General features: G+C 30.3%; 25 protein-coding genes and 1 pseudogene. 19 read left to right on the top strand and 7 right to left on the bottom strand.

The features are described 5' to 3' along the window. Nucleotides 1-74: 74 nt before the first annotated feature. From BD821_RS12475 to BD821_RS12415, 13 genes are all read left to right on the top strand, one after another. Nucleotides 75-866: a hypothetical protein gene (locus BD821_RS12475; RefSeq protein ID WP_242971514.1), complete on the top strand. Its 792-nt coding sequence runs from the start codon at nt 75-77 to the stop codon at nt 864-866. Nucleotide 867: 1 nt separating this feature from the next. Then, the gene (locus tag BD821_RS12470) at nt 868-1,908 is read left to right on the top strand and encodes a DUF6339 family protein (protein ID WP_104410758.1); all 1,041 of its coding nucleotides are present in this window, start codon (nt 868-870) and stop codon (nt 1,906-1,908) included. A 149-nt stretch (nt 1,909-2,057) separates the two neighbouring features. After that, entirely contained in the window at nt 2,058-2,447 is a 390-nt protein-coding gene (locus tag BD821_RS12465; protein WP_104410757.1) for a hypothetical protein, read from the top strand. A 566-nt stretch (nt 2,448-3,013) separates the two neighbouring features. Next, nucleotides 3,014-3,892, top strand: a complete 879-nt coding sequence (locus BD821_RS12460; protein WP_104410756.1) for a sensor domain-containing diguanylate cyclase — start codon at nt 3,014-3,016, stop codon at nt 3,890-3,892. Nucleotides 3,893-4,139: 247 nt separating this feature from the next. After that, nucleotides 4,140-5,162, top strand: coding sequence for a spore photoproduct lyase (splB, locus tag BD821_RS12455; protein WP_104410755.1), 1,023 nt, complete (start codon nt 4,140-4,142; stop codon nt 5,160-5,162). Nucleotides 5,163-5,456: 294 nt separating this feature from the next. Next, nucleotides 5,457-5,768 (top strand): winged helix-turn-helix transcriptional regulator, encoded by a 312-nt coding sequence (locus tag BD821_RS12450; RefSeq protein WP_029450738.1) that lies wholly within the window; start codon nt 5,457-5,459, stop codon nt 5,766-5,768. 184 nt (nt 5,769-5,952) lie between these two features. Next, nucleotides 5,953-6,651, top strand: coding sequence for a pirin family protein (locus BD821_RS12445; RefSeq protein WP_104410754.1), 699 nt, complete (start codon nt 5,953-5,955; stop codon nt 6,649-6,651). Nucleotides 6,652-6,669: 18 nt separating this feature from the next. Continuing rightward, complete coding sequence (locus tag BD821_RS12440) at nt 6,670-7,269, top strand: nitroreductase family protein (protein WP_104410753.1); 600 nt, start codon at nt 6,670-6,672, stop codon at nt 7,267-7,269. A gap of 229 nt (nt 7,270-7,498) precedes the next feature. After that, nucleotides 7,499-8,188: a SatD family protein gene (locus BD821_RS12435; protein ID WP_104410752.1), complete on the top strand. Its 690-nt coding sequence runs from the start codon at nt 7,499-7,501 to the stop codon at nt 8,186-8,188. Further along, nucleotides 8,181-8,783 carry a DUF3307 domain-containing protein gene (locus tag BD821_RS12430; protein ID WP_104410751.1) on the top strand — a complete coding sequence of 201 codons (603 nt, stop codon included), beginning with the start codon at nt 8,181-8,183 and terminating at the stop codon, nt 8,781-8,783. Before BD821_RS12435 ends, BD821_RS12430 begins: the two co-directional genes overlap by 8 nt. A gap of 610 nt (nt 8,784-9,393) precedes the next feature. Continuing rightward, entirely contained in the window at nt 9,394-10,302 is a 909-nt protein-coding gene (locus BD821_RS12425; RefSeq protein WP_104410750.1) for a 3'-5' exonuclease, read from the top strand. Between the two features lie 12 nt (nt 10,303-10,314). Further along, on the top strand, nt 10,315-10,620 hold the full coding sequence (locus BD821_RS12420) for a BRCT domain-containing protein (RefSeq protein WP_242971513.1): 306 nt from the start codon (nt 10,315-10,317) through the stop codon (nt 10,618-10,620). Nucleotides 10,621-11,040: 420 nt separating this feature from the next. Beyond that, nucleotides 11,041-11,613 carry a DUF1643 domain-containing protein gene (locus tag BD821_RS12415; protein WP_104410749.1) on the top strand — a complete coding sequence of 191 codons (573 nt, stop codon included), beginning with the start codon at nt 11,041-11,043 and terminating at the stop codon, nt 11,611-11,613. A gap of 54 nt (nt 11,614-11,667) precedes the next feature. Here the strand turns inward: BD821_RS12415 and BD821_RS12410 are convergent, their stop codons facing one another. The 4 genes from BD821_RS12410 to BD821_RS12395 all read right to left on the bottom strand — a co-directional run bounded on the left by BD821_RS12410 (nt 11,668) and on the right by BD821_RS12395 (nt 15,141). Further along, nucleotides 11,668-12,522: a hypothetical protein gene (locus tag BD821_RS12410; protein WP_104410748.1), complete on the bottom strand. Its 855-nt coding sequence runs from the start codon at nt 12,520-12,522 to the stop codon at nt 11,668-11,670. 363 nt (nt 12,523-12,885) lie between these two features. Continuing rightward, nucleotides 12,886-13,305, bottom strand: coding sequence for a hypothetical protein (locus tag BD821_RS12405; RefSeq protein WP_104410747.1), 420 nt, complete (start codon nt 13,303-13,305; stop codon nt 12,886-12,888). A 38-nt stretch (nt 13,306-13,343) separates the two neighbouring features. Next, nucleotides 13,344-13,604, bottom strand: a complete 261-nt coding sequence (locus BD821_RS12400) for a hypothetical protein (protein WP_104410746.1) — start codon at nt 13,602-13,604, stop codon at nt 13,344-13,346. Nucleotides 13,605-14,151: 547 nt separating this feature from the next. Beyond that, nucleotides 14,152-15,141 (bottom strand): hypothetical protein, encoded by a 990-nt coding sequence (locus BD821_RS12395; RefSeq protein WP_104410745.1) that lies wholly within the window; start codon nt 15,139-15,141, stop codon nt 14,152-14,154. Between the two features lie 324 nt (nt 15,142-15,465). Here BD821_RS12395 and BD821_RS12390 point away from each other — a divergent pair, with 324 nt between their 5' ends. Next, complete coding sequence (locus tag BD821_RS12390; RefSeq protein ID WP_104410744.1) at nt 15,466-16,776, top strand: IS30 family transposase; 1,311 nt, start codon at nt 15,466-15,468, stop codon at nt 16,774-16,776. A 245-nt stretch (nt 16,777-17,021) separates the two neighbouring features. Then, on the top strand, nt 17,022-18,242 hold the full coding sequence (locus tag BD821_RS12385) for a glycoside hydrolase family 3 protein (protein ID WP_104410743.1): 1,221 nt from the start codon (nt 17,022-17,024) through the stop codon (nt 18,240-18,242). Between the two features lie 146 nt (nt 18,243-18,388). On the opposite strand, the gene BD821_RS12380 is transcribed toward BD821_RS12385, so the two are convergent. Then, nucleotides 18,389-20,155 carry an oleate hydratase gene (locus BD821_RS12380; RefSeq protein ID WP_104410742.1) on the bottom strand — a complete coding sequence of 589 codons (1,767 nt, stop codon included), beginning with the start codon at nt 20,153-20,155 and terminating at the stop codon, nt 18,389-18,391. 120 nt (nt 20,156-20,275) lie between these two features. After that, complete coding sequence (locus tag BD821_RS12375; RefSeq protein WP_169994207.1) at nt 20,276-20,842, bottom strand: TetR/AcrR family transcriptional regulator; 567 nt, start codon at nt 20,840-20,842, stop codon at nt 20,276-20,278. Nucleotides 20,843-21,120: 278 nt separating this feature from the next. Between BD821_RS12375 and BD821_RS12370 the strand changes: the two genes are divergently transcribed. Beyond that, nucleotides 21,121-22,497, top strand: coding sequence for a catalase (locus BD821_RS12370; RefSeq protein WP_242971512.1), 1,377 nt, complete (start codon nt 21,121-21,123; stop codon nt 22,495-22,497). Nucleotides 22,498-22,686: 189 nt separating this feature from the next. Here the strand turns inward: BD821_RS12370 and BD821_RS12365 are convergent, their stop codons facing one another. Continuing rightward, nucleotides 22,687-23,022 carry a winged helix-turn-helix transcriptional regulator gene (locus tag BD821_RS12365; RefSeq protein WP_104410740.1) on the bottom strand — a complete coding sequence of 112 codons (336 nt, stop codon included), beginning with the start codon at nt 23,020-23,022 and terminating at the stop codon, nt 22,687-22,689. Nucleotides 23,023-23,240: 218 nt separating this feature from the next. On the opposite strand from BD821_RS12365, the gene BD821_RS12360 reads away from it, so the two are divergent. From BD821_RS12360 to BD821_RS12350, 3 genes and pseudogenes are all read left to right on the top strand, one after another. Continuing rightward, nucleotides 23,241-23,795, top strand: coding sequence for a nitroreductase family protein (locus BD821_RS12360; RefSeq protein WP_104410739.1), 555 nt, complete (start codon nt 23,241-23,243; stop codon nt 23,793-23,795). A gap of 20 nt (nt 23,796-23,815) precedes the next feature. Beyond that, nucleotides 23,816-24,127, top strand: a pseudogene (locus tag BD821_RS12355) (NADH-dependent alcohol dehydrogenase); the annotation flags it as partial. A 15-nt stretch (nt 24,128-24,142) separates the two neighbouring features. After that, nucleotides 24,143-25,243, top strand: a complete 1,101-nt coding sequence (locus BD821_RS12350) for an NADH:flavin oxidoreductase (protein ID WP_104410737.1) — start codon at nt 24,143-24,145, stop codon at nt 25,241-25,243. The last annotated feature ends 265 nt before the right edge of the window (nt 25,244-25,508 follow it).

Genomic DNA, 25,508 nt, shown 5'->3' with positions numbered 1-25,508 from the left:
TATACACTTACCCAGTATTGAGTGAAGAAAAAGATGATTACAATTCATCTGTTTTTGATGTAGATCTTCAATATATGATGAACGGTGTTAACAATTTGAAACTTGAATTTAACTTCACTCTAGATAACGAAGGACTTCGAAATCTAATTATTGATGGTAAGGCAGAATATATAATCCATATTGAGTGTTCCAACACAGCATTTAGAACAGCGCTTCATTCAATAACAGAACAATCAAGTATAGATATTCCTGTTGGTAGAATATATGGTAAATTAGAAATTATTGCATTGATTGTTTCTAAAGAAAATATTAACAATTTCATAAATTCAGATTGGAATGATGATTATGCTGGTATTTCATTTGATTTCTCAAAAGGAAGTATAATTGGATATAAGAATTTGCCGGCATTAGATATTATCAAAAATTATGAGGAATTAACAAGTGCAAGTTCAATTTTCATGGTTTATAAGCGATTGACTACTGAAGAAAAGCCTATGGACGTTAATATTGATTCAGCACAAATTAAAATAGGTTTGGGTACACAAGAATATGATACATACTCACGCTTTTGTAAAAAGATTCAGTTTCAACCAATATTGAACTCTATGATAGTTTTCCCTGCCCTAGTATATGTATTTGAAGAACTAAAACAAGAAACCGGGATAGAAGCAAACCAAGGAAAAGAGTGGTATATCTCTTTAAGTAAAGCTTATGAAAAAAGAGACTTAAACTTTATTGATGAGGTAAAAGATGAATTGAAAACATCGGTTCAATTAGCTCAAGAGGCAATGGAATTACCATTAAGCAAAGCATTATCTATGTTTACTGAGTTATTTGAAAATATGGAAGACGAGGAGGATATCTAAAATGAAACTATACTTCATGAAAAAAGAGGCATTAGATATTCTTAAAGATAATATTGACTTGGTATATAATAAATATTTTACAGAAAAGGATAATAAGTGGATTTGGACAATATGTGGCGGTGACCCATTTATAGAATATAAGGAAGTGCCGGATTTTCAACTTTCTGATCTTGATTCTGATATGTCAATTGGTGACATTGAATTCAACAACTGCAAAATTCTATATAAAAATCTTTCGTTTTTGAATGAATCACAAGCAAGTGACGAGAGATTGTGGGCAGGTTTATGTCATTCTGTATTTTATAATTATGTTAGGAGGAGATGGGATTATCATAGCAAACAACCTAAAACTCAAAAAGAAGCTGTTTCTAATATAAAATCACGGTTTTTCTTTTCAGGAGGAACACGTGCTGGTCTTTATAGAAATACACTAGCTAAGTGTTGGTGGGTTGGAAGAAATACCTCTGATGGAACTAGCACAAATCCTTTTGAGAAACTTGATATAATCGGAAGTAATAATATTAGTAGTAAAATATCTGATATTTTTTATAGTAATAATTTTTCATCAAATCCTACGATTCTAGGTGGAATCGTTAATGGAATTAAGTATTTTAAAGATGAAGGGATTCAAATTACACTAACAGAACACGTTAGGCCTTCTTTGCAATTATTAAATGCTGTAGGTGGCGGTTTAATACTTGATTGCTTAAGCGAAGAGGATATTGCAGAAATAATGATTGAAAATATTTATGCTATTATACAAGGTGATGAACAAGGTATTGTAGCTGAAAATTCATATGATGAAAATGATTATGGGGCCATCAAAAATAGTGATAGTGCTGATGAAGATGAAATGTATATAGCGTTAGGAAATAGAGTTACTGTTTTTATACCACAAACCAATGAAACTAAAATAATTAATGCAGACTACCTTCCTGGAAGGAATGAGTTTCCACCATTGGTTAAAATACTATTGGGTAAAGGTATTGAAGACGAGGTTGAATTCCAAGGTAAAACATATCAAATTAAAGAAATACACTAAGTATCAAGATATATTAGTCATACTCTCAGGTGGTATTTAAACTTAATTTCAACGACATAATAATATTTGCAAAAATCACAGGTCCTATAATGAGTGGAGAGTAAAAAGGATAGTGTTAACACTATCAAGATTTTTGAGGAGGATTGAAAATGAATAGTGGCATTGATGAGTTTGATCAGCTTTTATCCGAAATAGATGAATTAGACATAGAATCAGAAAAGTTGTTTGTTAATCTGGATAAAGTTAAAGCTGAAACTAATAGGGTTCAGGAAATCTCCCAAAATACTAGAAAATACATAAATGACATTGATTGTGCCTTTGCAGAAAAAACAGGATTGACAAAATCGGACATGGCATTTTTTGGTTTAGCTACAGGTTTGCAAGTATTAAGACAGTATTTGCTAAAGCCTCAGGAAAGAAAGGATGGTAAGGCTGCCGCAGAAAAAGCACATGATAGAAATGAAAAAGCAAATAACAAATTTTTTGATAACGAAGATCCAACGAATAGTAAGCATGTCCTCACAAGGAACCCAGGGTAGAATAAAATGGAAAACTTCGCTTAAGCAGAAATATTAGCAATTGTAAATATCAAGAGGGAAACTCCGTCTCCATCTAACACCACTGGAGCCCATGAAATCCCCAGGTATAAGCATTTCATTAGAGTGAAATTTAATGAAATGCTTTTTTTAGATGATTTCCATAATAAAAATCGCAAAAGTTATCTTAACCAAACTTAGATAAATATAAAAGACAAGCCCCTTATAAGCCCTTTATAAATACAACCCCTTTATAAGAGCACAAGGAATAATAACAATAAGTGATGTGATATACTAAAGTTGTAACACTAGCATCTGAAAATTTAGTATAATAAGATTAGGAAATCGGTGTTACAAATGGAAAATAATGAATATGGTAAAGCGTGTAGGTAAGGATTAAAGGAAATAATGTGTGCAAATTAACATTAAAGAGATATTCCACAGTGAGAATCTGAAAATGATGTGCAACTATTGCATCATAGACCTAAAAAGATTAATTAGTATACCTTCATATAAATTACGCTTTTATTTTAAATTCAAATAAAGGAAAAGGAGGTATCTATGATTCAATGATGGATATTTCAAAATGTAAGGTAAATGAACAAAGATTAAACATGATTGATAATATTTTAAATAATTCAAAGGATATAATATATTATTACCAGGTTTCGCCTGAAAGAAAATTTATTTATTTAAGTAAATCTGTAGAAGCTGTATTAGGTCATAGTTTAGATTTAAATTATGAAAATCCTCTATATGTTTTTGAAAATGCACATCCTGACGACGTACTTAAATTAGAAAGAAAAGCGTCAGGTGAAATGGATTACTCAAAATCAGTTATAACCCGATGGAAACATAAAGATGGTAACTATCTATGGATGGAGGACTATCCAATTCCAATTTATGACGAAGGTGGTAAGCTTGTTGGTGTGCAAGGTATTTGTAGAGATATTAGCCAAAAGGTAGAGTTAGAAGAAAAACTAAAATATCTTACATCTCATGATGTTTTTACAGGGCTTAGAAATAGAGCTTATTTTGATGAACAACTGAAAATATGTAATAATACAAACAACACTCCAATAGGTTTAATTATTTGTGACTTAGATAATTTAAAGGTTATAAATGATTCATTTGGCCATGATAAGGGCGATTTACTTATAAAGAATACTTCTAATTTACTTCTAAATTTATCTGATGAAAATAAAGTTATAGCTAGATTAGGAGGAGACGAATTTGGCATACTTATAAAAGACACAAGTGAATTTGATGTTATTGATATATGTAAAAAGCTCAATACGATAATATCAATATATAATACTGAAAATAAAAACTTTCTAATTAAACTTTCTATAGGACATGCCTTTAGTGAAACCTCATTGAATACCGTTGACGATGTATTTAAAAGAGCTGATACAAATATGTACATAGACAAAAAAAGAAATAAATAGCAAAATATTATATTGTTCACCGAACAACTTTAGGACCCCAAAAATTATCCGGGGCAAGCATTTCATTAGAGTAAAATTTAATGGGGTGCTTTTTAAACTTAGGTTGGTTTTATTAATATATTTTAGTATTTCTAGGATATAACTATAAACTTTAGGAAACAATAAGATACAAAGAAAAAAGATTTTATTTATAACAGAAAGGAGAAAATAGATCACTTAATATAGAGTGATTTATTTAGGAGAGAATATGTTTAGACCTAAAAGAATTATATTTGAAAAAGATTCCTTAGATTATGAAATGGGCAAGAATATTTTTTCGATGTTTAAAGATAATGATAATGTTGAGATAATAAATTTGACATCTAATAGAGTAAAAGAGCATATTCCAGGTAATGATTTATTTATTCAATATAGAGAAGGTAAGAAGACTTTGGTAGTTGGAACTAAAAAGACTTTGAAGTTTCAAACATGTAAACCATCTGCGCACTATCAGCTTCCCTTAGTGTCAGGGTGCATGGGACAGTGTGAATACTGTTATTTGAATACTCAGTTAGGAGATAAGCCTTTTGTAAAAGTACATACTAATATAGATGACATTTTAAATCAAGCTCAAAAATATATTAACGAAAGGTTACCTGATATAACTATATTTGAAGGAGCGGCTACATCTGACCCTATACCTGTGGAACCTTATACAAATTCACTAAAGAAAGCTATAGAGTTTTTTGGAAAAGAAACAAATGCCAGATTTAGATTCGTAACAAAATACAATGATATAGAATCATTGCTTAACTTAGAACACAATGGACATACAGAAGTAAGATTTAGTATTAACACTTCTCTTGTTATAGATAAATATGAACATTTTACTGCTTCTCGTGACAAAAGAATAGAAGCAGCTATAAAGGTAGCAGAGTCAGGGTATCCTGTTGGTTTTTTAATTGCACCAATATTTATTTATCCTAGCTTTAAAGAAGATTATCATGATTTATTACTAGAGTTAAGTGAAAAGCTTCCAAGCAACTTAAAATTCCCGGTAACCTTTGAGGTAATATCTCATAGGTACACAATAGTAGCTAAAAATAGAATACTTCAGGTATTCCCTGAAAGTGAATTACCTATGAATGAGGAAGAGCGTAAATTCAAATATGGACAATTTGGATATGGTAAGTATGTATATGAAAAAGAAAGTATAAGCGAAATAAAAGAATTCTTTTCAAAAGAGATAGAAGAATTATTTAAAAATAAAAAGGTTTTATATATTATATAGTTATGTTATAAGAAAGAGAGCGATTTAATTAATCTTCCTTATTATAATAGTTTTTAAATTTTAAAATAATAATGTAAAGCTCAAATTTATATAAGGAATCTTCCCTATGAATTTTAGTATGTCTGAATATGTACTTTTTATACTTTAAGCAATAAGGGGGTCACTTTATTTTTTCTAATTGCATCTAGAGCCAATGAGTTATATTAACAAGTTGCAATACAAGTAAGTATATTTAAACAATGTACTTACTTTATTATACCAGCTATGATATGATATATATATGGGGTGAGTTGCATGGAAAATTATCATTTATGTCCAAAATTTGAAGAGGCTTTTGAACTATTAGGTAAAAGATGGACTGGATTAATCATAAGAACCTTACTAAATGACCAAAAACGTTTCTCTGATATATCTGCTGCTATACCAAATATGAGTGCAAGAATGCTCACAGAACGATTTAAAGAATTAGAAAACCATGGAATAGTACTGCGTACAGTTTATCCAGAAACCCCGGTAAGAATTGAGTATGAACTCACAGAGAAAGGAAAAGACTTGAGTAGGGTTATGGATGAAGTTCAAAAATGGGCTGAAAAGTGGATAGAATAATTAAAGTTAGATTCAAAATCCTTTGCATTATGTAGAGGATTTTTTTTATTTTAAAATAATTTTGAATTATACTTGACATATAAAAACCTACATGCAATAATGTAAATATACCAAGTAACTAAAAGTAACTAAGTACTAAATAATAATAAGATAAAAATACTAGTTAATTTGAAAGGAGGAAGCTATGTTAAGAAAATTAGACAATAAAAACATGGGTAGATCAGATTTAGGATGGCTACAAAGTATCTTTCATTTTTCTTTTGCAAACTACTATAATAGAGACAATATGAATTTTGGAGTTTTAAGAGTAATAAACGATGATTTAGTTAAAGCTAATACAGGATTTGAAATGCATCCTCATAGAGATATGGAAATACTATCATATGTTGTAGATGGAGAACTGAATCATGGAGACACAATAGGAAATAAAAACACTATCACAAGGGGCCATGTACAATATATGAGTGCTGGAACAGGCATCTCTCATACTGAACACAATTATGGAGATACCACAGCTAGATTCTTACAAATATGGCTACTTCCAGATGAAAAAGGACTTACTCCAAATTACGGAGACTATAGATTTAAGTGGGAAGATAGAAAGAATAAATGGCTACAAATAGTATCAAGTGTCAAAGGCGATGCGCCAATAAAAATTAATCAAGATGCAAATATTTATGTATTGGAACTACATAAAGATAAAGAAATAGATTTTAAAGTAGGAGAAGGAAGACAATCATATTTAGTGCAAATAGAAGGAAGTTCAGAAATTAATAATATAGTGTTAAATGATAAAGATGCATTAGAAATAGTAGAAGAAGATATTATAATTAAATCAAAAAGTACATCTCACATATTAATTATAGAAATGAAAAAAAACTAAAAAAATGGAGGAATAAAAATGACAAAGAATTTTTATGAAGCAATAGAAGGAAGAAGAACATATTATGAAATTAGTAAAGAGAAGGTAGTATCTGATGATAAAATTAAAGAGATAATAGAGCATGCAGTAAAATATACACCATCAGCATTTAATTCACAAACTGCTAGAGTAGTTTTATTATTAGATAAGCATCATACAAAACTATGGGATATAACTAAAGAATCACTAAGAAAAATAGTAGATGCAGATAAATTTTCTACTACTGAAGAAAAAATTAATTCATTTAATGCGGGTTATGGAACAATATTATTTTTTGAAGATAACGATACAGTAGAATATTTGCAAAATGAATTTCCAACATATAAGGATAACTTCCCAATATGGTCAAAGGAATCAAGTGGAATGAATCAATTCAATATCTGGACATCGTTAGAATTAAATGGATATGGTGCATCACTTCAACACTATAATGAGCTTATAGAAGCAGAGGTAAAAAAAGAATGGAATATACCAGAAGGTTGGGAAATGAGAGCACAAATGCCATTTGGAAAACCAACATCCAACCCAGGTGAGAAAGAATTCAAACCTTTAGAAGATAGAGTAATAGTTTATAAATAAAAACAATTAACAATTAACTACCCTAGGGGCCAGAAAATTACCAAGTAAATGCACTTCATTAAAGTAGAATTTAATGAAGTGCATTTTAGTGTGCGTCTACTCTAATTATTTATATGTGAAACCATAAAAATAAGAGAGGATGCAAAGATGTATGTCTGAATGAATTAAAGGCAATGATTCATATTGTAATGCATCTTTGGTTTTGATATAATATAGGAGAGGTGATTAGATGTTTTCCTTATTTTTCCTTGATAAATATGTTGCTATTATTGGCGATATTGTAGATTCAAAACAAATAAAAGATCGAAAAGTTATACAGCACAAGTTTAAGAATGTGCTAGCAGATATCAACACTAAATACTCAGAAGATATTGCATCTAAATTTACCATTACTTTAGGAGACGAGTTTCAGGGGTTGCTTAAAAGTAGAAATAATATTATGAACATTATTTGTGAGGTTGAAATGGCAATGACACCCATTGAATTACGTTTTGGTATTGGAATTGGTGAGATTAGCACAGATATTAATTTTGATAATTCATTAGAAATTGATGGGCCTGCATATCATCGTGCAAGAAAAATGATTAAAGAGATTGAAAGTAAAAGATTTCAATATACGGAGAGAGATTCTAATATTATGATATGCTCAGAAGAAAATAATATTGAAATAGATGAACTATTAAATTCTATCTTATCTGTCTGTACTGCATTAAAATCCAAGTGGACAGACCGGCAAAAAGAAATTATTTACGCATATATTTCGAATGATAAGAATCAATATAAAGCGGCAAATATCCTTAACATTGGCCAATCTAGTGTAAATAAAGCACTAAGTAATGCCCGGTTCTACTCTTACAAATCTGCAATAGATACAGTTAACACTTTTTTAAGTAAGGATAGGGGGGGAACCAATGGCTAAGATTATGTTAATTTTATTTTTAATTGGTCATGTATTAGGTGATTTCTACTTACAGTCCTCTGAATTAGCACTAAACAAGGATGAATCATTCAAAAAGCTATTGAAACATAGTGTAATATACTTGTTTTCAATGATGTTTGTAATTATTCCAGTATTTAGTTTTCAACTGTTAAAATGGGCTTTTATTATTTCTATAGCTCATTTTACAGTTGAGTTAATGAAGTTCTTTATAAAAAATAAAATAACAATAAGTGACAAAATAGATGTATTAGCATACTCTGTTGATCAGATAATACATATTCTTATAATTATGGTTACTACTTTGACCATATATCTTCTATCCGAACCTATTAGTTATATCTATTGCATTCAATCTATTTTAAATAGATTACCAGCCGATGTTCTAAGTATCTTTTCTTGGATATTAGTTTTACTTATTATAATAAAACCGGTTAGTATAACAATTAAGAAAGTGCTATATAGATATAAACCAACGATGAATGAAGACGAAGTGGGAGGACACCCAAATGCGGGAGCACTTATAGGTATAATAAGATTGCCGATGATCCGAAGTTTTCAGAATACTACTTATTAGGAACGTTATTAAGTACAATGTTAGTTATAGTAGCATATTTGCTCGTATTTTAGGTGGAGTAGCAAAAGGCTAACTTTATTTCCTACAAATATTTCAGAGGCCAAGAAAATTATTAGGTAAAAGCATTTCATTAGATTAAAATTTAATGAAGTGCTTTTTAGTGTGCGTCTACTCTAATTATTTATATGTGAAACAATAAAAATAAGAGGAAATGTAGAGATATGTTATAAAATATTATAGAGTATAAATATAATTTAAAAATAGAATATCATAGAATATTTTTTCACAAGATTGAGGGTATAGTTATTTTAAAAATATAATTAATATTTTAAAGGACTATATATAGATATGTCGAAATTATAGTTAACATATTAATGGTTTAACTATGGAACATTATAGTAGTTGTAACGTATAAAGTGGATTTGCACTTTATCAAGTGAGTCTTAGAAGAACTTATAAAGGGGCGTAGCAGCCGTCATCTCCCACCTTGAAGAGGATAGGGGTGTTACGGATGGTAGCCATGGGATAAATGAGATATATAATATATAAAGGAGATGAGTTTTAGTGAGTGTTTGGTACTTATTGTACACTCTACCACTAAAGAGAAACTATGAATAATAAAACATCAATTATTACAGAAAATGAATATATTATTGTAGACATAGAAACTACTGGCTTTTCTATTGACTTTTGTAATATTTTAGAAATTGGGGCAGTCAAAATCCAAGGCGGAGATATCCAGGATTCCTTTCATACATTCATAAAACAAGATACTCCTATTCCACCCTTTATCAAACAATTAACTGGAATATCAGATGAAGACGTTGCATTAGGAGTATCAACTGATATTGCTATCAAGGAATTTATTGACTTTTCAAATAAGCTACCACTTGTTGGTCATAATGTTTCTTTTGACTATCGTTTTTTAAATCATAATAGCGAAAAGTATTTAGGTAAACCTATAGAAAATGAAAGAATTGATACGGTGTCTCTGGCTAAAAGCTTGATTAATGATATTCCTAACTTTAAACTTGGTACATTAGTCGATTACTTTAAAATCACTGATACCGGGCAACATAGAGCAGATAATGATGTGCAAATGACTTATGAATTAATAAAATGTTTATCTCATCTTAGCGAAAATTATCGTGAAGCATATTTAGAGCAAATTCAGAAAAGCACTAAAGATGGAAAACAGTTTTGTAATAAAAAAATTTCAATTAAGACTAAATTAAAATATACGCATCCAAGACTCTTAGAATGCATTTTTGAAGATATGAATTGTAGGGTATACAATGCTTTTTATTCAACAAGCGATTGTCTTATAATGAATGATGTAACTTATAAGCGTTTTTGTACACAAGATACCTTTGATGAAATTTGGGAGCCTTGGTTAGAAAGGGCAAAACAACGTGAAAAAATGGGTTCTATAGAAATATACAGTGAAAAACAGATTTGTGAAATACTAAACATCCAAATTGTAGAAAAGGTAAGTTCTAAACATAAGCTTTACGCTTAAGCAAAAGATATTGTGCTAGATACAGATGTTTTTGATGAAATGCACCCCTTATATCAGAAAAGATGTGTGTTTACTGGACAATTAGATAAATTTGATAGACATACTGCCATGCAGTATGTGGCAAATGTTGGTGGTATATGTAAAAACGGAGTTACTAAGGATACAAATTATCTGATTCTAGGTGACAATTCTTATTGTGCATCTATTAAAGGAGGAAAAAGTTCAAAACAAAAAAAAGCTGAGGATATGATTTTAAAGGGTTTAGATATTAAGATAATACCTGAAACTACATTTTATCAGCTGTTACGTAACGAATAAACCAGGAGAATTTAAAGGAAAAAAACTTCTAAATATCTTTGTACAATAAATTAATATCTTTTATTTTTTACAACTTTAGGAGGAAGTGACAATGCTATTTTATGATACAGCTGATTTAAATATGCTGGCAATATAGGATATGAAATTTTTGAAGGATTTAGGAAAAAGCGTTACACATAAGTTGCAAAAGAAAAGCCATCAGAAAAAGGTATTATATTAAAAAGTTATATACACAGTAATTTTAACTGATAAATTTAAAATATGAATATAATTAAAAAATATATAAAGTTTTTTAAAACTTTCTAGACATAAGATTGTTGTGGAATGAATGTATTAACATAATTAAATATGTCAAGTTAGTAAATAATATTAAAAGTGAAACATACTTTTTTGATTGTATGGAAGGTGTTGAGGTTGAGAATGAGTAAAGAAAAAATATATAAATACCGTAAATATATTGATACTAAGAAAATTACAATTGAAGTGTCTGAAAACTTCAGATACTTATTATGTGTACCTTATATTCATATCAATAATGATAAGAGCATACTTGTAATAATGAAAAACCCAAGTAAGGCAGATGAAAATATATCAGATCATACAATAAATAATGTGCTTAAGTTTTGTGAAAATAAATATAGTAAGGTTTATATTATGAACTTGTTTCCAAATTATTCAACTGATCCTAAAGAGGTGAAGACATTTATTAATTCAGCAAGGTTCCAAGAAGTTATGAATAAAAACAATGAATTTTTAAATTCATTACTTGAAATTGTTGATGATGTAATTATTGCTTGGGGAGGTAATAGTATTGGAAATAAGTGTGAATATGATAAAGCGATTTATTCGGTACTAAATAACGTTAAGAAAGTTAACAAAAAAGCTTATGCTGTAAGAATTAAAGGAAGTAAAGTATCTAGAAAATATCCATGGCATGCACAAGTTTGGGCAGTAAATCACGATTTAGAAACTTATGAATGGAATATAAAATAGCAAGAGAGTCACGTCGTTTCCCACAACTACATTCAGGCCCAAAAGATTACTTTATCATTCAAACTCAAACTCTTCGTAATCTTTTGGAGTATCTGTAAATTCTCCATTCCCAGCAGGTCTTTTAACAGGAGGTTTAATAGGTGGTATCTCAACTTCCGGAGATATTTCAGGTGGTGGAGGCACGAGATCAGGTTTTATTATTGAAGGTAATTGATCTTCTGGAAAAAAGGATTTAGAGGGTGTATCTTTATCCTCTGGCACAATAGGTCTATATCCATAGTCTTCAATAGAATTTAACATACAAAACCCATGAAGCATTATTTCAACTGTTCTTTCATCTTTTATATATTCGGATAATGATTTATACGTATATTGACCATATCTACTAATAAAGCTTCCATAACCAAGTGTATTAAATTTTTTAGCTGAACTAAGATACATATTATCCATTAATTTGCTCAACATTTCATTTCTTAAAGGGAGATTACTATCTGTAAGCTCAAACATTAATGCAATTGAATTAAAGAAAATATAATCAAATTGGTCATATTCACTGTGTAAAACAATATCTTCATATTCAACTGTGGTGTGGAGTTTTAAAAAATCATCTAAAACAATATTTAATTGCTCAATATCACTACTATTAATAGCTTTATTTAATTTAGAAATTATACTATCTAAACTATCATATATATCTTTTGAAAATTTTTGATTAACTAATGCATCTGAATTTATAGTTTTTAATTTGGGATATTTTTCAGAAATACTATTCTTTATAAAATCATTTCTTAATAAAGAATTACTAATTACTTCCTTTTGAATTGATATAGGTTGTGCATTTGCAATAATTGGGAAAATGCTACTAAATAAAACTCCAAGTGCAATTGCAGAAACAATTTTTTTATTCATAAGTTACATACTCCTTTTTTTTATTTTATAAAAACATCTTATTCCAATTATATATATATAGTATGGAAAATAAAACTTTATAATCGTAGAATAGACTTTCTTTTATTTTTTTTAATTAAATATAGATATACTCAACTAATTCTACTATATATATTAACTATTAAATTAACTCATTTTTATGTATTTTAAATAAATAATGATCCTATGCAATAGATTAAATTTAGAGGTGTATCTAAAACAAATCATATCCTATAGTTATACCATTATAAATTACATATGAATTTATAAAAAAAAACAGTAGGTATTGTACCTACTATTTTAATTTACATTATAGTTGAAGTGTGATATTTATTATTTATATATTTAACGCCATTCAACTTTTGTTTTATCTGAAAAAATCTTTTTAAGATCAGCCATTTTTGCACAATCTGTTCTCCCTACATATCCAAAACTTATATTATCATCACATTCTTTTATGAGTTCATATATTTGCTTTGCTTGTTTTCTATTTACTTCTCCATCAGAATCGCTTTGATATAAGAAATTAGCAACTTCTACAGTTAAAATCTTTTTTTCTATATATTCTTTCGTTTTTGCATCATATTTTTCAAAATACTTTTCTCGCTCAATTCCGAAAGAAAACATTGCTTCTTGGCTTGATAACTCTGAATAATGATTATAAAATTCATCATTTATATTTTCTGCTACCACTTTCCTAAATCTACCGAATCCACCATATCCCATATCACAACTATATCTTTTTGAACTTATTGTTATTCCCATATTAACAACTCCTTTTAAATTTTTCATCCTTTATTAAATTATAAATTAAAATACGTAGCAAGTAGTTTTGTCTTTACAAAGTTTATTCCTGCTTCTAAGCAATCTTCAATACAATCTTTTGATTCAGTATATACTGTTTCAGAATCCTTTAATCTTATTATATAAACAGTGTAAGTTATTTTTTTTATTAAACCTTGCTTTATTTGTTTTTCATTACCATTCTGTTGTTGATCTACTGCAATATATTCAATAGAATATCCCTTTTTAGCTATTTCTTCAATTTGTTTTAATATATCCATAGCTCTAATCTCCTTTATTTTATTCTCATAGTTGTTGCATTATAATTAATTATCCCCGACAGCTTTCACTACAATATAACCCTCGTTTAATTTTACAGAAATGTTTTATTTGACAATTTTTTTTAAATCATCTTTAAAAATAGGAATGTCCTCAACATTTTCTAATTTTATAAATATAATATTTTCTACTTACTTTATATACAGTAACTTTTTTTCATAATTTTCCTCCTTAATTTACAATATTGTCATATTTCTATGGCTTACTATATTTACCTATAACAAAACTGCATAATTTATTTTTATTAAAAAAATTCCTTTTTCATATTTTTAATATTATATACAAAACCTTTTTTAAAATTAACTAAATAGTATTAATTATAATATAACTAATAGTTTAATATAAAAGAAACAATAAACTTAATATTATAAATAAAAAAATCACTTGAGTTTTAAACTATTTTAAAACTCAAGTGATTTTTTATTATTTTAGTTTTAAAAATCTAAACCGAACCTGTTGTATTAATAAATTCATCTTTTATTTAAGATTTTAATAAAAAATCTCGATAGATATTCCTGCTGAATCAGACATCATTTCAATTGTTTTTCCATCTCTTTCAATTGTTTGACTGTTAAATGGAGCTGAAATTATTCCATAAACTTCATTTCCAGATGTAGGCAATGCCATATTTAATATTTGTTTTGTTTTATTCATTGTACTTGCTGAGTTTTTAGATATACCAAGTGTTAAACGGGTATTACTTATTGCTACTCGCATATTTCCTTCAATATAACATCTTATTCGAGGTCCACTGTCACTCTCACTATATGAAAATCCAAGCCCAGGAAGTCTTTTTTCTATTTCACTTTTACTTAATCCATTTTGAACTGGTTTAGTAGGTTCTGGTTTAGTTACTGGTGGTGTAGTTGGATTAACCCCGGAGATAAGAGCTTCATAAAAGCTATCTTCAATTGATTTACCCCAATTATATATTGGTGCTTTGTTTGAGGTCTTAATTTCAGTTATAAAAATCCAGGCTATATCTATATCTTCTATATCCTTTGTAATTTTTGCCTTATCTATGGCCTTTACTACCTGGTTTATTTTAAATTGCTGAACTACATCTAATGCAGAACTATAAGAATTCTTCCATTTTAAAGGTAATTCATCTTCAATTGTATCTCTGGCTTCATTAATGGATTTTTGAGTTTGATCTTTTTGTGCTTTACTTATTGAGTTTACTATCTTTACAAGCTTTGGATGCTGAATTTTGTCAGTTAAGCTTGACCATGTTGGAATTGCATTACTATTTGGCAGTATGGCTTTAAGCTCATCAATTGCTAATCTAGCATCATTAATAGATTTTTGAGTATTATCCTCTTGTGCTTTCATTGTAGCTTTATAAGCATTTGAATAGACTAAATCTATATTAGTAAGTTCACTTGCATTAGTCTTAATAACTTTGAATCCTCCAAACCCTGAAATAATAATTGCACATAATGCCATTGAAATAATTTGTTTTAATCTTTTGCTCTTCATGTATACAATCTCCTTTTATAATTTATTTTAATACTACATTTACAGATTACCTTTATGTACTTACCTTTACCCTTCCCCTTTTTAATCTTTTTTAAGGTATATCTTTATTATACGTAAAAAATGTAATAAAGAAAGCAAATATTCAAATGATTTTAGAAATACTTACTTTTATGGTTTAATTTAACTTGCTCCAATAACACTGGATCAGAAAATCGTAAATTGAAAAGTTAAGTTCCGTTTTTATTGATAAACAGAATTTAGTATTACAAAGTGTTTGATATAATTAATTTGATATTTGTCCTAAGCATATTAGGAGGATTAATTATGTCAAATAAAGAGTTATGCAAAGGAAAACACCTTATAATAGAAGATCGCCTTATAATTGAGTATGGTTTAGATCAAAATTATACATTAAAAGAAATTGCTGAAAGAGTTAAGAAAGACCCAACTACTATCTCCAAAGAGATTAGAAGAAATAGATTTCTTAGAGTAAGTAAGAGAAAAGAAAATGATGTGCAACCATGCCAACATTGGAGAAGTTGCACTAAGACAAACTTGTGTAATAATAGGTGTGGTAAGCAATGTAAGAAGTGTAGCTTTATAAATTGTTATCGAACTTGCAATGAATATTCCACTAAGAAATGTACTAAGATTAACCGTTACCCATATGTTTGTAATGGTTGCAACACAGTAACTACGTGTATGGCTGAAAAAAGCTACTATAAAGCTAAAGTTGCAGATTCAAAGTATAGAGATTTATTAACATCATCTAGAGAAGATTTGAATATAACCTCAGAGGATTTGAAAAAGATAGATGATATAATTTCACCACTTATTTCTAAAGGACAATCACTATCCCATATTTTGACCCATCATAAGAATGAAATAAACTGCTGTGAAAGAACTTTATATTATTATTTTGATAAAAATGCTTTTACTGCTAGAAGCATTGATTTGCCTAGGAAAGTTAAATATAAACCTAGAAAAAAACATAAACAACCTGTGACTAAAGAATCTACAGATAGAGTTGGAAGAACATTTGATAACTTTGTTAAATTTGTTGACGATAATCCTAATATTCCTGTAGTAGAGATGGATACTGTCCACGGCACACGAAGTGGTAAAGTTCTTCTAACATTTCTTTTTAGGAATTGCTCATTAATGCTAGCTTTCATTATTGAAAGCTGTAGCCAGGTAGATGTAAAGGAAGTTATAGATAAGCTATATGCGTTATTAGGACATGAAGTATTTAATAAATGCTTTCCTGTTATTTTAACAGACAACGGCTCAGAATTTAAAAAACCTGAAGCTTTAGAATTAGATGCTGAAGGAAATCAAAGAACTAAGATATTCTACTGCAATCCTATGGCTTCTTATCAGAAGCCACATGTGGAAAAAAACCATGAATACATAAGGTATGTAATACCTAAAGGAATATCATTTAATAATCGTACTCAAGAAGATATAACCTTAATGATAAATCATATTAATAGTACAGCAAGAGCTAGTTTAAATGGGAATACACCATTTAAACTGGCCCAAATGTTATTAGATAACTCACTGTTAGAGAAACTGTCATTAAAACATATCTCAGCAGATGAAGTACATCTAAAACCTGCACTTTTTAAAAAATAAGATATCAAAAATTTAGGGCAATTATCAGCGGAACTTAATCATGCAAAAATAAAGCAAACGGAAGTTAGTTTTGCATTCAACCGGATCAGAAAATTATCATGTACAAGCATTTCATTAGGGTAAGATATAAAAATCTATAAACATAAAAGATAATATTATTTACAATATGTTATAATATTGTAAATAAGGGAGAATATTTATTTGAAGTGCATTTTTACATTCAACTTTAAAAGGGGGCTTATAATATGAAAAGGTTCATTTATGGATTACTTGTTTTAACGCTATTAATGCTTTCGGGGTGTAGTATTAATGAGGAATCATCTTCTAAGGATTCATCGCCCTTACCAAAAGTTGACGCAGGTGATGATCACTCATCATCTATAGCACAAACAGAATCTAAGGCAGAAAAGTTACTTCATGGCATGACACTTGAAGAGAAAATCGGGCAGCTTTTTATTATACGACCTGATGATTTGGAGCTTAATTTAAAATCTAAACAAATCAATGATTCAACAAACAATGGAGCGGTAGAACTTGACACAAATATGCAAGAAACTCTTAAGAAATACCCTATAGGCGGTGTTGCATTATTTGGTAAAAACATTTTAAATCCTACGCAGTTAACTACATTTATTTCGGATATGCAAAAGCAAAGTGCTATTCCATTGTTTGTAGGTATTGATGAAGAAGGTGGAACTGTATCACGAATTGCAAAGTCACCAAAATTTGATGTGCCTAAATTTGAAAGTATGCAGAAAGTTGGAGAAACCAAAAATAGTGGAAAGGCAAAAGATGTTGGACTCACTATAGGATCATACCTAAAATCATATGGATTTAATTTAGATTTTGCTCCAGTTGCTGATATTAACACAAATCCTAAAAACATAGTAATAGGAAATCGTTCTTTTGGGAATGATCCTGATTTAGTTTCTAAAATGGTCTTTGCAGAAATTTCAGGACTGCATGAAGCAGGAATTATGAGCTGTGTAAAACATTTCCCGGGACATGGAGACACAAAAGGTGATACACACACAGGTGAGGTGTCCATTGAAAAAACCTGGGAGGAATTAAAGAAAGGTGAACTAGTGCCCTTTATAAATTCCATTGATACAACGGATATGGTTATGATTTCTCACATAACTGCACTGAACATAACCGGAGATAAGCTTCCAGCTTCATTATCAAATGAGATTATTGAGGGAAAACTTCGTAAAGAGCTTGGCTATAAAGGTGTAGTTATTTCAGATGCAATGGAGATGGGAGCTATTACTAAGAAATATTCATCGAAGGAAAGTGCAATAAATACAATCTTAGCAGGTATTGATATTATCTTGATGCCTGAAGATTTTGTGGAATCTTATAATGGTATTTATGATGCAATAAAAAATGGTACAATTAGTGAAGCGAGAATTGATGAGAGCGTGTTGAGAATTTTAAATCTAAAGGAGTTATATCATCTTTTATAATGACTATATTATGAAGTAATTTAAAAAGGAGCAATATGTTTATTGCTCCTTTTTAGATTATATTTTGTTGTTAGTTAAGAGGATGATCATAGTGTTTTTGTAATTGAAATTTCATTGTATTGTATTATATTTAAAGGAAATCTAAATTAAATCAAATTACATTCCTTTAAAAGATCTTCTGCAACTGTACCACTGATTTCCTTAAGTAGTTTATTTTCCGCCATACGTTTTTGAAGCGGAATATGAACATCGGTAAGTTTTCGCCCATCTAATAGACTTGCGGCAGCTTGAAGTAGATAACGAGCATCAAAGGCAGAGGCAAATACTTCTGGTACACCACGCTTAATATCAAGTAGTGTGTAAACAGCTTCCATACCTGTGCGAACTGCGTATTCTGTTGTGAAGACGGTGTCGCCGGGTGTTTCAACGTGTTCTCCGATGAATGCAAAATTGTTTGCTTTTTCTGGAACAATGAAAGGTCTATCGCCAGCACTTCTAACCATGAAGTAAGAGGTAACATAAGGCATCATACATGGGATACAGTGTGAATGCTTAGCAAGTTCTGGAATATCTGATGTAGGAACACCAATATGGTAAAGCCATTCTTCTGTAATTTCTGTGCCTGTGCAATCTTTCATTGCTTTTTTTATATAATCCCCAGGTACATCTGAAAATAGACCATAAACCCAAAGGACTAACTCCCCAGGTTGTTGAACTCTAAAATGAGGTTGTCTGCTCACTGTCCAGCTCATTAACCATGACGAATCTTTAGCTGTAATAGGTCCACCAGTAACAATCTTACCGTTGGAAGGGTCTCTTCCAGTTAATTTTTCAATGTAAGATGGGATTTTATCATCAAAACAGGTAATTGTTGCGGATTCCCAATTTGAACTTGGAACATCTCCACAGAATTTTTCAGGATTACCAAAGCTTTTATCTTGAGAGGCGATGTTTTTCCAAAGTTCCCAAGAGGCTCCTAATCCCTCTGGTACAACTGCTGGATGATCATCATCACCTAAACCAGATTGTTCGGTGTTGCAACCTAAGGTAACAAATACTAAATCGTTTTCACTTACTGTAATACTGCTGTCTTTTCCAGAGGTGGTACAGACTATGCGTTTAGCTACCTTTTTATCTGATTTAATATCAAATTCTACATTGGAAACTTCAGTGTCATAAAGGAAATTAACATTTTTAGATTCTAAATAACTGACAAGTGGAAGAATTAAAGAGTCATAGGTATTGTATTTAGAAAACTTTAGACAAGATAAATCTGATACACCTTTTACATGATGGATAAAGCGGGTTAAATAGCGGCGCATCTCAATTGCACTGTGCCATTCCTCAAAAGCAAACATAGAACGCCAGAAAATCCAAAAGTTTGATTTTAGAAATTCATCTCCGAATACATCTGTAATACGTTTGTCATCTAAATCTCGTTCAGGGGTCATTACAAGCTCTGCAATTTCCAATACAGCTTTGTCTGAAAGATTGAAATTATGAAGGGTATGAGCATCTTGACCCATATTTTCTGTAACACGAAGAGGGGAAGAACTAGGATCCTCTTGGTTTAGCCAATAGAACTCATCTAAAACAGAAGCGTTCTCGGTCTCAATGGAAGGGATGGATCTAAATAAATCCCACAGGCACTCAAAGTGATCCTCCATTTCTCGTCCACCACGGACAAGGTATCCTCGGTTATCATCTTTTATTCCATCGCAGCCACCGCCAGGTAAGGATAATTCTTCTAAAATATAAATTTTCTTTCCATCCATCTGACCATCTCTAATCAGAAAAGCAGCTGCAGAAAGAGAGGCAAGTCCACCACCAATAAGATAAGCGCTTTTCTTTTCGATTCCCTCTGGTTTTAGTGGTTTACAAAAAGCTGAGTAATTTCCGTTTGTATAATACATAGATTTAACCTCCTTATATTGTATTTATTACTATAATATAAGGGAAGCGTAAATAGCACAATGGATACACAGATGGTAATGTAAAGAATCCTTTAACATAGAGGGGTGAATGTCAAAAGATTATGGTTTACCTTCAGGAAAATTTGATTCTTCAAAGTTTAATAGGGCTTTTCGAAAATCGCCTTTTACTAAAATTTCGATTTGATTAACAATGTCATCGGGTTCCTCTATCATCCCACGACGAATCCAATCTAAGGAAATTGAAACGAAGGCAAGAGTAAAGTATTTGGATATAAATTCTTTTTGAGTAGGGGTAACATCCATGTCAACTGCCTGAGATTCTACCACCTTCACAATATACCTATATAGAACCGTGGTCATAAAATTCTCAATATATTCCCGTTGTATGGACTTATAGGAGTTAATCACTAATGCCTTGTGATTTTTCGACCAAAACATTAAAGAGCGATATCCGAATTGCCATGAATCAATATCACTGAACTCTTTTAATATATTTTCAGCAGCCGTAAGGAAAATCCACTCAACAATGTCGTAAATATCGTTAAAGTAATAATAGAATGCTTGACGGGAAACCCCGCACTTTGTAACGATGTCCTTTATGGTGATTTTATCTAAAGTTTTAAGCTCTAACATTTCCATAAGCACATCAGCAAATTTCTCCTTCATATTGTGCATGTAAATTCTGCTCCTTCCTATTAATTAGTCCTACATGGTGTAAATTACGTGGATTATATATTTGTTATTTTGTATCATCATGTCTTATTTTATTATACTAAAGTTTAAGATGTAAGTGTTTAAATTTTAGTATATTATGCTATATAAATATAATTATAGATATATAAAATACAAAGTAATTACCCTTATGAATATATATAGTAAGTAAGAATATACTATATTATTATTGTGTTTTCCTTATGGGAGCACATTTATAAGGGGGAATATATTTGGATAGAGATAGCTGTAAGCCAATGACTTCGGAGTCAACTCATAAAAAGTCACCATCACCATATAAAGAAAATAAAGGATTACATTCTCAAACGGTAGGAAAGAGGGGACCGGTGCTTGTACAAGATACAATTTTGCATGAAACCTTAGAGGAATTTGCTTATTCTACAACTCTACCACGGGTAGTTCATACAAAAGGATATGGTGCTTTTGGGTATTTTCTTACCCTTCGTTCTATGAAGGAATATACAAAAGCCGGGTTCTTGCAAATACCTGATACAAAGGTACCAGTGGCGGTGAGGTTTTCTTTGGCTGCAAGTAATAAAGGAACGCCAGACACATCTAGAAATTTACGTGGGCTTACAACTAAGTTCTATACAAAGGAAGGTAACTTTGATCTTCTTTGTAATCATATACCTGTATTTTTTGTGCGTGATGCTATTCGGGTTCCAGATGCTATTAGCCATCTTGCGCCATCTCCTGTTAATAACATGGCAGATCCTCAGAACTTTTGGACACTGTTTGCTAAGTATCCAGAGGCAACCAACATACTAATATGGCTTTTTTCAGATTTAGGAACTGTGAAAAGTTTTCGACATATTAGGGCATATGGTGTAAGTACTTATGTCTGGGTAAATGAAGAAGGTATTAGGCATTACGTGAAATATCACTGGATACCAGTAGCAGGCGAAGAATGTATAGATCAAAAAGAAGCAGAATTATTAGCATGCAAAAATCCCGATATAGCTGGTGGAGATTTATATGATAGTATAGCAAAAGGGCAGGCAGTAGAATATGTGCTATGTGTACAGCTTATGAATCCTGAGGATGAAAAAACACTTCCTTTTGATCCACTAGATGACACTAAAGTGTGGGATGAAACACAGTACCCACTTTTACCTGTAGGGAAGATGGTTCTAAATCGTAATCCAGAAAATTATGCTGAGCAAGTAGAAAAACTGGCATTTGCACCATCAAATTTGGTTGAAGGACTAGAATTTTCTGATGATAAAATGCTTCAAGGAAGAGCTTTTGTTTATTCAGATGCACAGCGCCATAGATTAGGACCAGATTTTCGTAATATACCAATTAATAAACAACAAAACTTCTCACCAAAATCTATGGTATCTAGTGGAAATGGAAGATATGTGGCTGGTGAAATTATGCGCTCTGAAATAGAAAATCCAGATGATTTTACACAAGCGGGAGAGAAATATGAATCTCTTTCAACCCTTGGAAAAAATAACTTAGTAAATAATATTGTATTTGGTCTTGTACATGCAAAAGGTGAGACACAAAACATTGTCCTAAGGCATTTGCAAATGGCATCACCAGTACTTGCAAAAAGGGTATGGGATGGTATAAAGACTTTTTAATCACATCTAAGTTTTATAAAAGTACTAAATAAAAGCATTTCATTAGATTAAAAATTAATGAAATGCTTTTAAGCATATTATTGATAATTTTGGATAGTATTAAATTATATATTTACTATTTGTAGTTTTAAAACGTATTTAAATAGTAAATGATGCGAAGGTCTAAAGTTTCTTTTATAAAGCTAAAATCTATAGTTTAATATCATGATTATTAGCATAAGTGGTTCCCCACTTGCACATTTCATCAAGTGTATTTTGTAAGCTACTACCATACTTTGTTATAGAGTATTCAACTTTTGGAGGCACTTGTGGATACACCTTTCTTGTTATCAAATCATCATTTTCCATCTCACGAAGTTGAGTTGTAAGCATCTTTGGAGTAATATCAGGAATTAATCTTTTGATTTCAGAAAATCTTTTTGTACCCATATTTAGATACCAAAGAATTCTAATTTTCCACTTGCCACCGATTAAGTCCATGGTTAGCTCCATTGAGCAGTTATATTTATTTTTTAAATTAGACATTTTGTCACCTCCATATTTTCAAAATCACATAGTATCATTTTGTATACTAAGTGATGAAAAAGTGCGTACTTGCGATTTGGAACCATTATAGTATGATAATAGCATACAGCATATTAAAAAGCAATGTGGCTATTGCTGATGAAAATCATTAAATATGGAATCAATTATGTCTTTTTGGTAAGGTATACAAAAAAATAAAAACTAAGGGGTAGATAAAGGTGGAAAATGAAGTACTAAAAGCAATAAAGAATAGAAGGAGTACAAGAAAATATAAAGAAAAACAAATTAGTGAAGAAGAATTGCAAGCATTATTAGATGCAGGTATACAAGCACCTAGTGCAAACAACTCACAATCTTGGCATTTTACTGTAATACAAAATAGAGATATGATAAATTTTATAAGTGATAAGTCGAAAGAAGTTATGAGAGAAAGTGACAACAAGAGCATAGTAAATGTTGGAAAAAGTGCAGGAAATATATTTTATAATGCACCTACTTTAATAATACTGTCAGGTAAAAAAGAGGTTCAATCTTCTTTAGTTGATTGTTCTGCAGCAATTGAAAATATGCTAATTGCAGGTGAAAGCATAGGACTTGGAACTGTATGGGTAGGATTTGTTAGATCTTTCTTTACCCTTACTGAGGAAGTTAAAAAATTAAAATTACCAGATGGATATGAGCCATTTTATGCAGTGTCAGTAGGATATAAAGAGGATGATGGTGTCTTTGGACCATCAAAAAGAAATAGAGAAGTTATAAACTATATAAGATAATTTGCAAAAATAAAGGAAGTCTTGCAATTTTAACACCACATTGGATGGAATATGCTCTAAATGATAATACAGTGGATAAATTTGTTGAATATGGGGTTAATGTATGGGGAATTGATGCTAGCTTTGATAAATATGAAATTGCTCATAGTGCCATCAAAAAAACAAAAGAATATTTTGTATCATTAGGAATCCCTTCTTCATTAAGAGAAGTTGGAATTGAAGAAGAAAGCTTAGAAAAAATGGCAAATCAAGCTACTGTACGTGGAAAACTTGGAGATTTCAAGGTTTTAGAAGCGCAAGATGTGCTTAATATATATAGGGCTTCATTATAATAAGGAGTGTTTTAAATGAAAAGTTTATTTGATAATACAACTTTAAAAAATATGGATCTAAAAAACAGGTTTTTTAGATCTGCTACATGGGAAGGGATGGCTGACGAAAAAGGTCATATCACAGAAAAATTATATGATGTATATGAAAATCTTGCTAAAGGCGGAGTGGGTACTATAATAACGGGCTACGCTTTTGTTACAGAATATGAACAACCAAATCCTGGAATGATGGGCATTTATGATGATTCATTTATTGAAGAATATAAAGATCTTACTAAAAGAATTCATAACTTTGACACAAATATAATACTTCAAATTGCATATGGTGGATCTCAAACGAACTTCAATGTAGGTGAAAGAGTTATATTAGCACCATCAGCTGTAGCCCATAGTGTATATGGGGTTATGCCAAGAGAAGCCACAAAAGAAGAAATAAAAGGTCTTATCGAAAGCTTTGCAGATGCATCTTTAAGAGCTAAAAATTCAGGCTTTGATGGGGTTCAATTTCATGCTGCACATGGGTATATTTACAGTCAGTTCTTAAGTCCTCATTATAATAAAAGAACTGATGAGTATGGTGGAAATATTGAAAATAGGGCAAGAATTATATTTGAAACTTTAGCAGCTGTAAGAGAAAAGGTTGGAAAAGACTTCCAAGTGTTAATTAAAATTAATTGTTCTGATTTTATAGAAGATGGTTTTTCTTTTGAAGACTGTGAATATGTATGCAAGAGATTAGAAGAGCTTGGAATTGATGCTATAGAAATCAGTGGAGTTGTAGGAGCAAAAGAGGAAGATAAAACTTTAAGAGAAAAGGGACTTAAATATTTAGAAAAAGAATCATATTTTAGAAAATATGCTGCAAAGATAGCAGATGAAATAAACATACCAGTAATTTTAGTTGGTGGGAATAGATCACTTGATTTAATGGAAGATGTATTAGAAAATACTAAAATTCAATATTTTTCATTATCTAGACCATTTTTGAGAGAACCTGATTTAATAAATAGATGGAGTGGGGAAGATAGTAGTAAGGCAAAATGTATTTCTTGTGGGAAATGCAGAGATCTTCAAGGAAACTCTTGTATATTTAATAGAAATAAGAAAACAGCATAACAACATAAATTTTAAAATAAAAGATAAAAGCATTTCACTAAAGTAAAATTTAATGGAATGCTTTTTAACTTGTATAATCATTTTTTAATCCTTTCCCAGCCAAAAGTAAGAGAATATAAGATAAATTTTCTACAACTATTTTACTCATTTTCTACCTCCCATACTGTAAAAGATAGTGTTAACACTATCGTTGTTTTATTTATTTCAATCCTTGCTATTGCAAGGGTTTGTTCTATTTTAAACCTAAAAAAACAATGACCCCCTC

The sequence above is a fragment of the Clostridium algidicarnis DSM 15099 genome, from assembly GCF_002934235.1.
GTDB classification, from domain to species: Bacteria; Bacillota; Clostridia; order Clostridiales; family Clostridiaceae; genus Clostridium_L; species Clostridium_L algidicarnis.
Note: the sequence above shows the minus strand (reverse complement) of the source record. Positions and strands in the feature narration are given on the sequence as shown.

Coding starts and splice junctions, on each gene's coding strand:
- BD821_RS12465 (WP_104410757.1), top strand. CDS start 2,058: ATGAATAGTGGCATTGATGAGTTTGATCAGCTTTTATCCGAAATAGAT.
- BD821_RS12440 (WP_104410753.1), top strand. CDS start 6,670: ATGACAAAGAATTTTTATGAAGCAATAGAAGGAAGAAGAACATATTAT.
- BD821_RS12425 (WP_104410750.1), top strand. CDS start 9,394: ATGAATAATAAAACATCAATTATTACAGAAAATGAATATATTATTGTA.
- BD821_RS12470 (WP_104410758.1), top strand. CDS start 868: ATGAAACTATACTTCATGAAAAAAGAGGCATTAGATATTCTTAAAGAT.
- BD821_RS12380 (WP_104410742.1), bottom strand. CDS start 20,155: ATGTATTATACAAACGGAAATTACTCAGCTTTTTGTAAACCACTAAAA.
- splB (WP_104410755.1), top strand. CDS start 4,140: ATGTTTAGACCTAAAAGAATTATATTTGAAAAAGATTCCTTAGATTAT.
- BD821_RS12395 (WP_104410745.1), bottom strand. CDS start 15,141: ATGAAGAGCAAAAGATTAAAACAAATTATTTCAATGGCATTATGTGCA.
- BD821_RS12390 (WP_104410744.1), top strand. CDS start 15,466: ATGTCAAATAAAGAGTTATGCAAAGGAAAACACCTTATAATAGAAGAT.
- BD821_RS12430 (WP_104410751.1), top strand. CDS start 8,181: ATGGCTAAGATTATGTTAATTTTATTTTTAATTGGTCATGTATTAGGT.
- BD821_RS12460 (WP_104410756.1), top strand. CDS start 3,014: ATGATGGATATTTCAAAATGTAAGGTAAATGAACAAAGATTAAACATG.
- BD821_RS12375 (WP_169994207.1), bottom strand. CDS start 20,842: ATGAAGGAGAAATTTGCTGATGTGCTTATGGAAATGTTAGAGCTTAAA.
- BD821_RS12385 (WP_104410743.1), top strand. CDS start 17,022: ATGAAAAGGTTCATTTATGGATTACTTGTTTTAACGCTATTAATGCTT.
- BD821_RS12450 (WP_029450738.1), top strand. CDS start 5,457: ATGGAAAATTATCATTTATGTCCAAAATTTGAAGAGGCTTTTGAACTA.
- BD821_RS12365 (WP_104410740.1), bottom strand. CDS start 23,022: ATGTCTAATTTAAAAAATAAATATAACTGCTCAATGGAGCTAACCATG.
- BD821_RS12405 (WP_104410747.1), bottom strand. CDS start 13,305: ATGGGAATAACAATAAGTTCAAAAAGATATAGTTGTGATATGGGATAT.
- BD821_RS12415 (WP_104410749.1), top strand. CDS start 11,041: ATGAGTAAAGAAAAAATATATAAATACCGTAAATATATTGATACTAAG.
- BD821_RS12350 (WP_104410737.1), top strand. CDS start 24,143: ATGAAAAGTTTATTTGATAATACAACTTTAAAAAATATGGATCTAAAA.
- BD821_RS12435 (WP_104410752.1), top strand. CDS start 7,499: ATGTTTTCCTTATTTTTCCTTGATAAATATGTTGCTATTATTGGCGAT.
- BD821_RS12445 (WP_104410754.1), top strand. CDS start 5,953: ATGTTAAGAAAATTAGACAATAAAAACATGGGTAGATCAGATTTAGGA.
- BD821_RS12410 (WP_104410748.1), bottom strand. CDS start 12,522: ATGAATAAAAAAATTGTTTCTGCAATTGCACTTGGAGTTTTATTTAGT.
- BD821_RS12475 (WP_242971514.1), top strand. CDS start 75: ATGATGAACGGTGTTAACAATTTGAAACTTGAATTTAACTTCACTCTA.
- BD821_RS12400 (WP_104410746.1), bottom strand. CDS start 13,604: ATGGATATATTAAAACAAATTGAAGAAATAGCTAAAAAGGGATATTCT.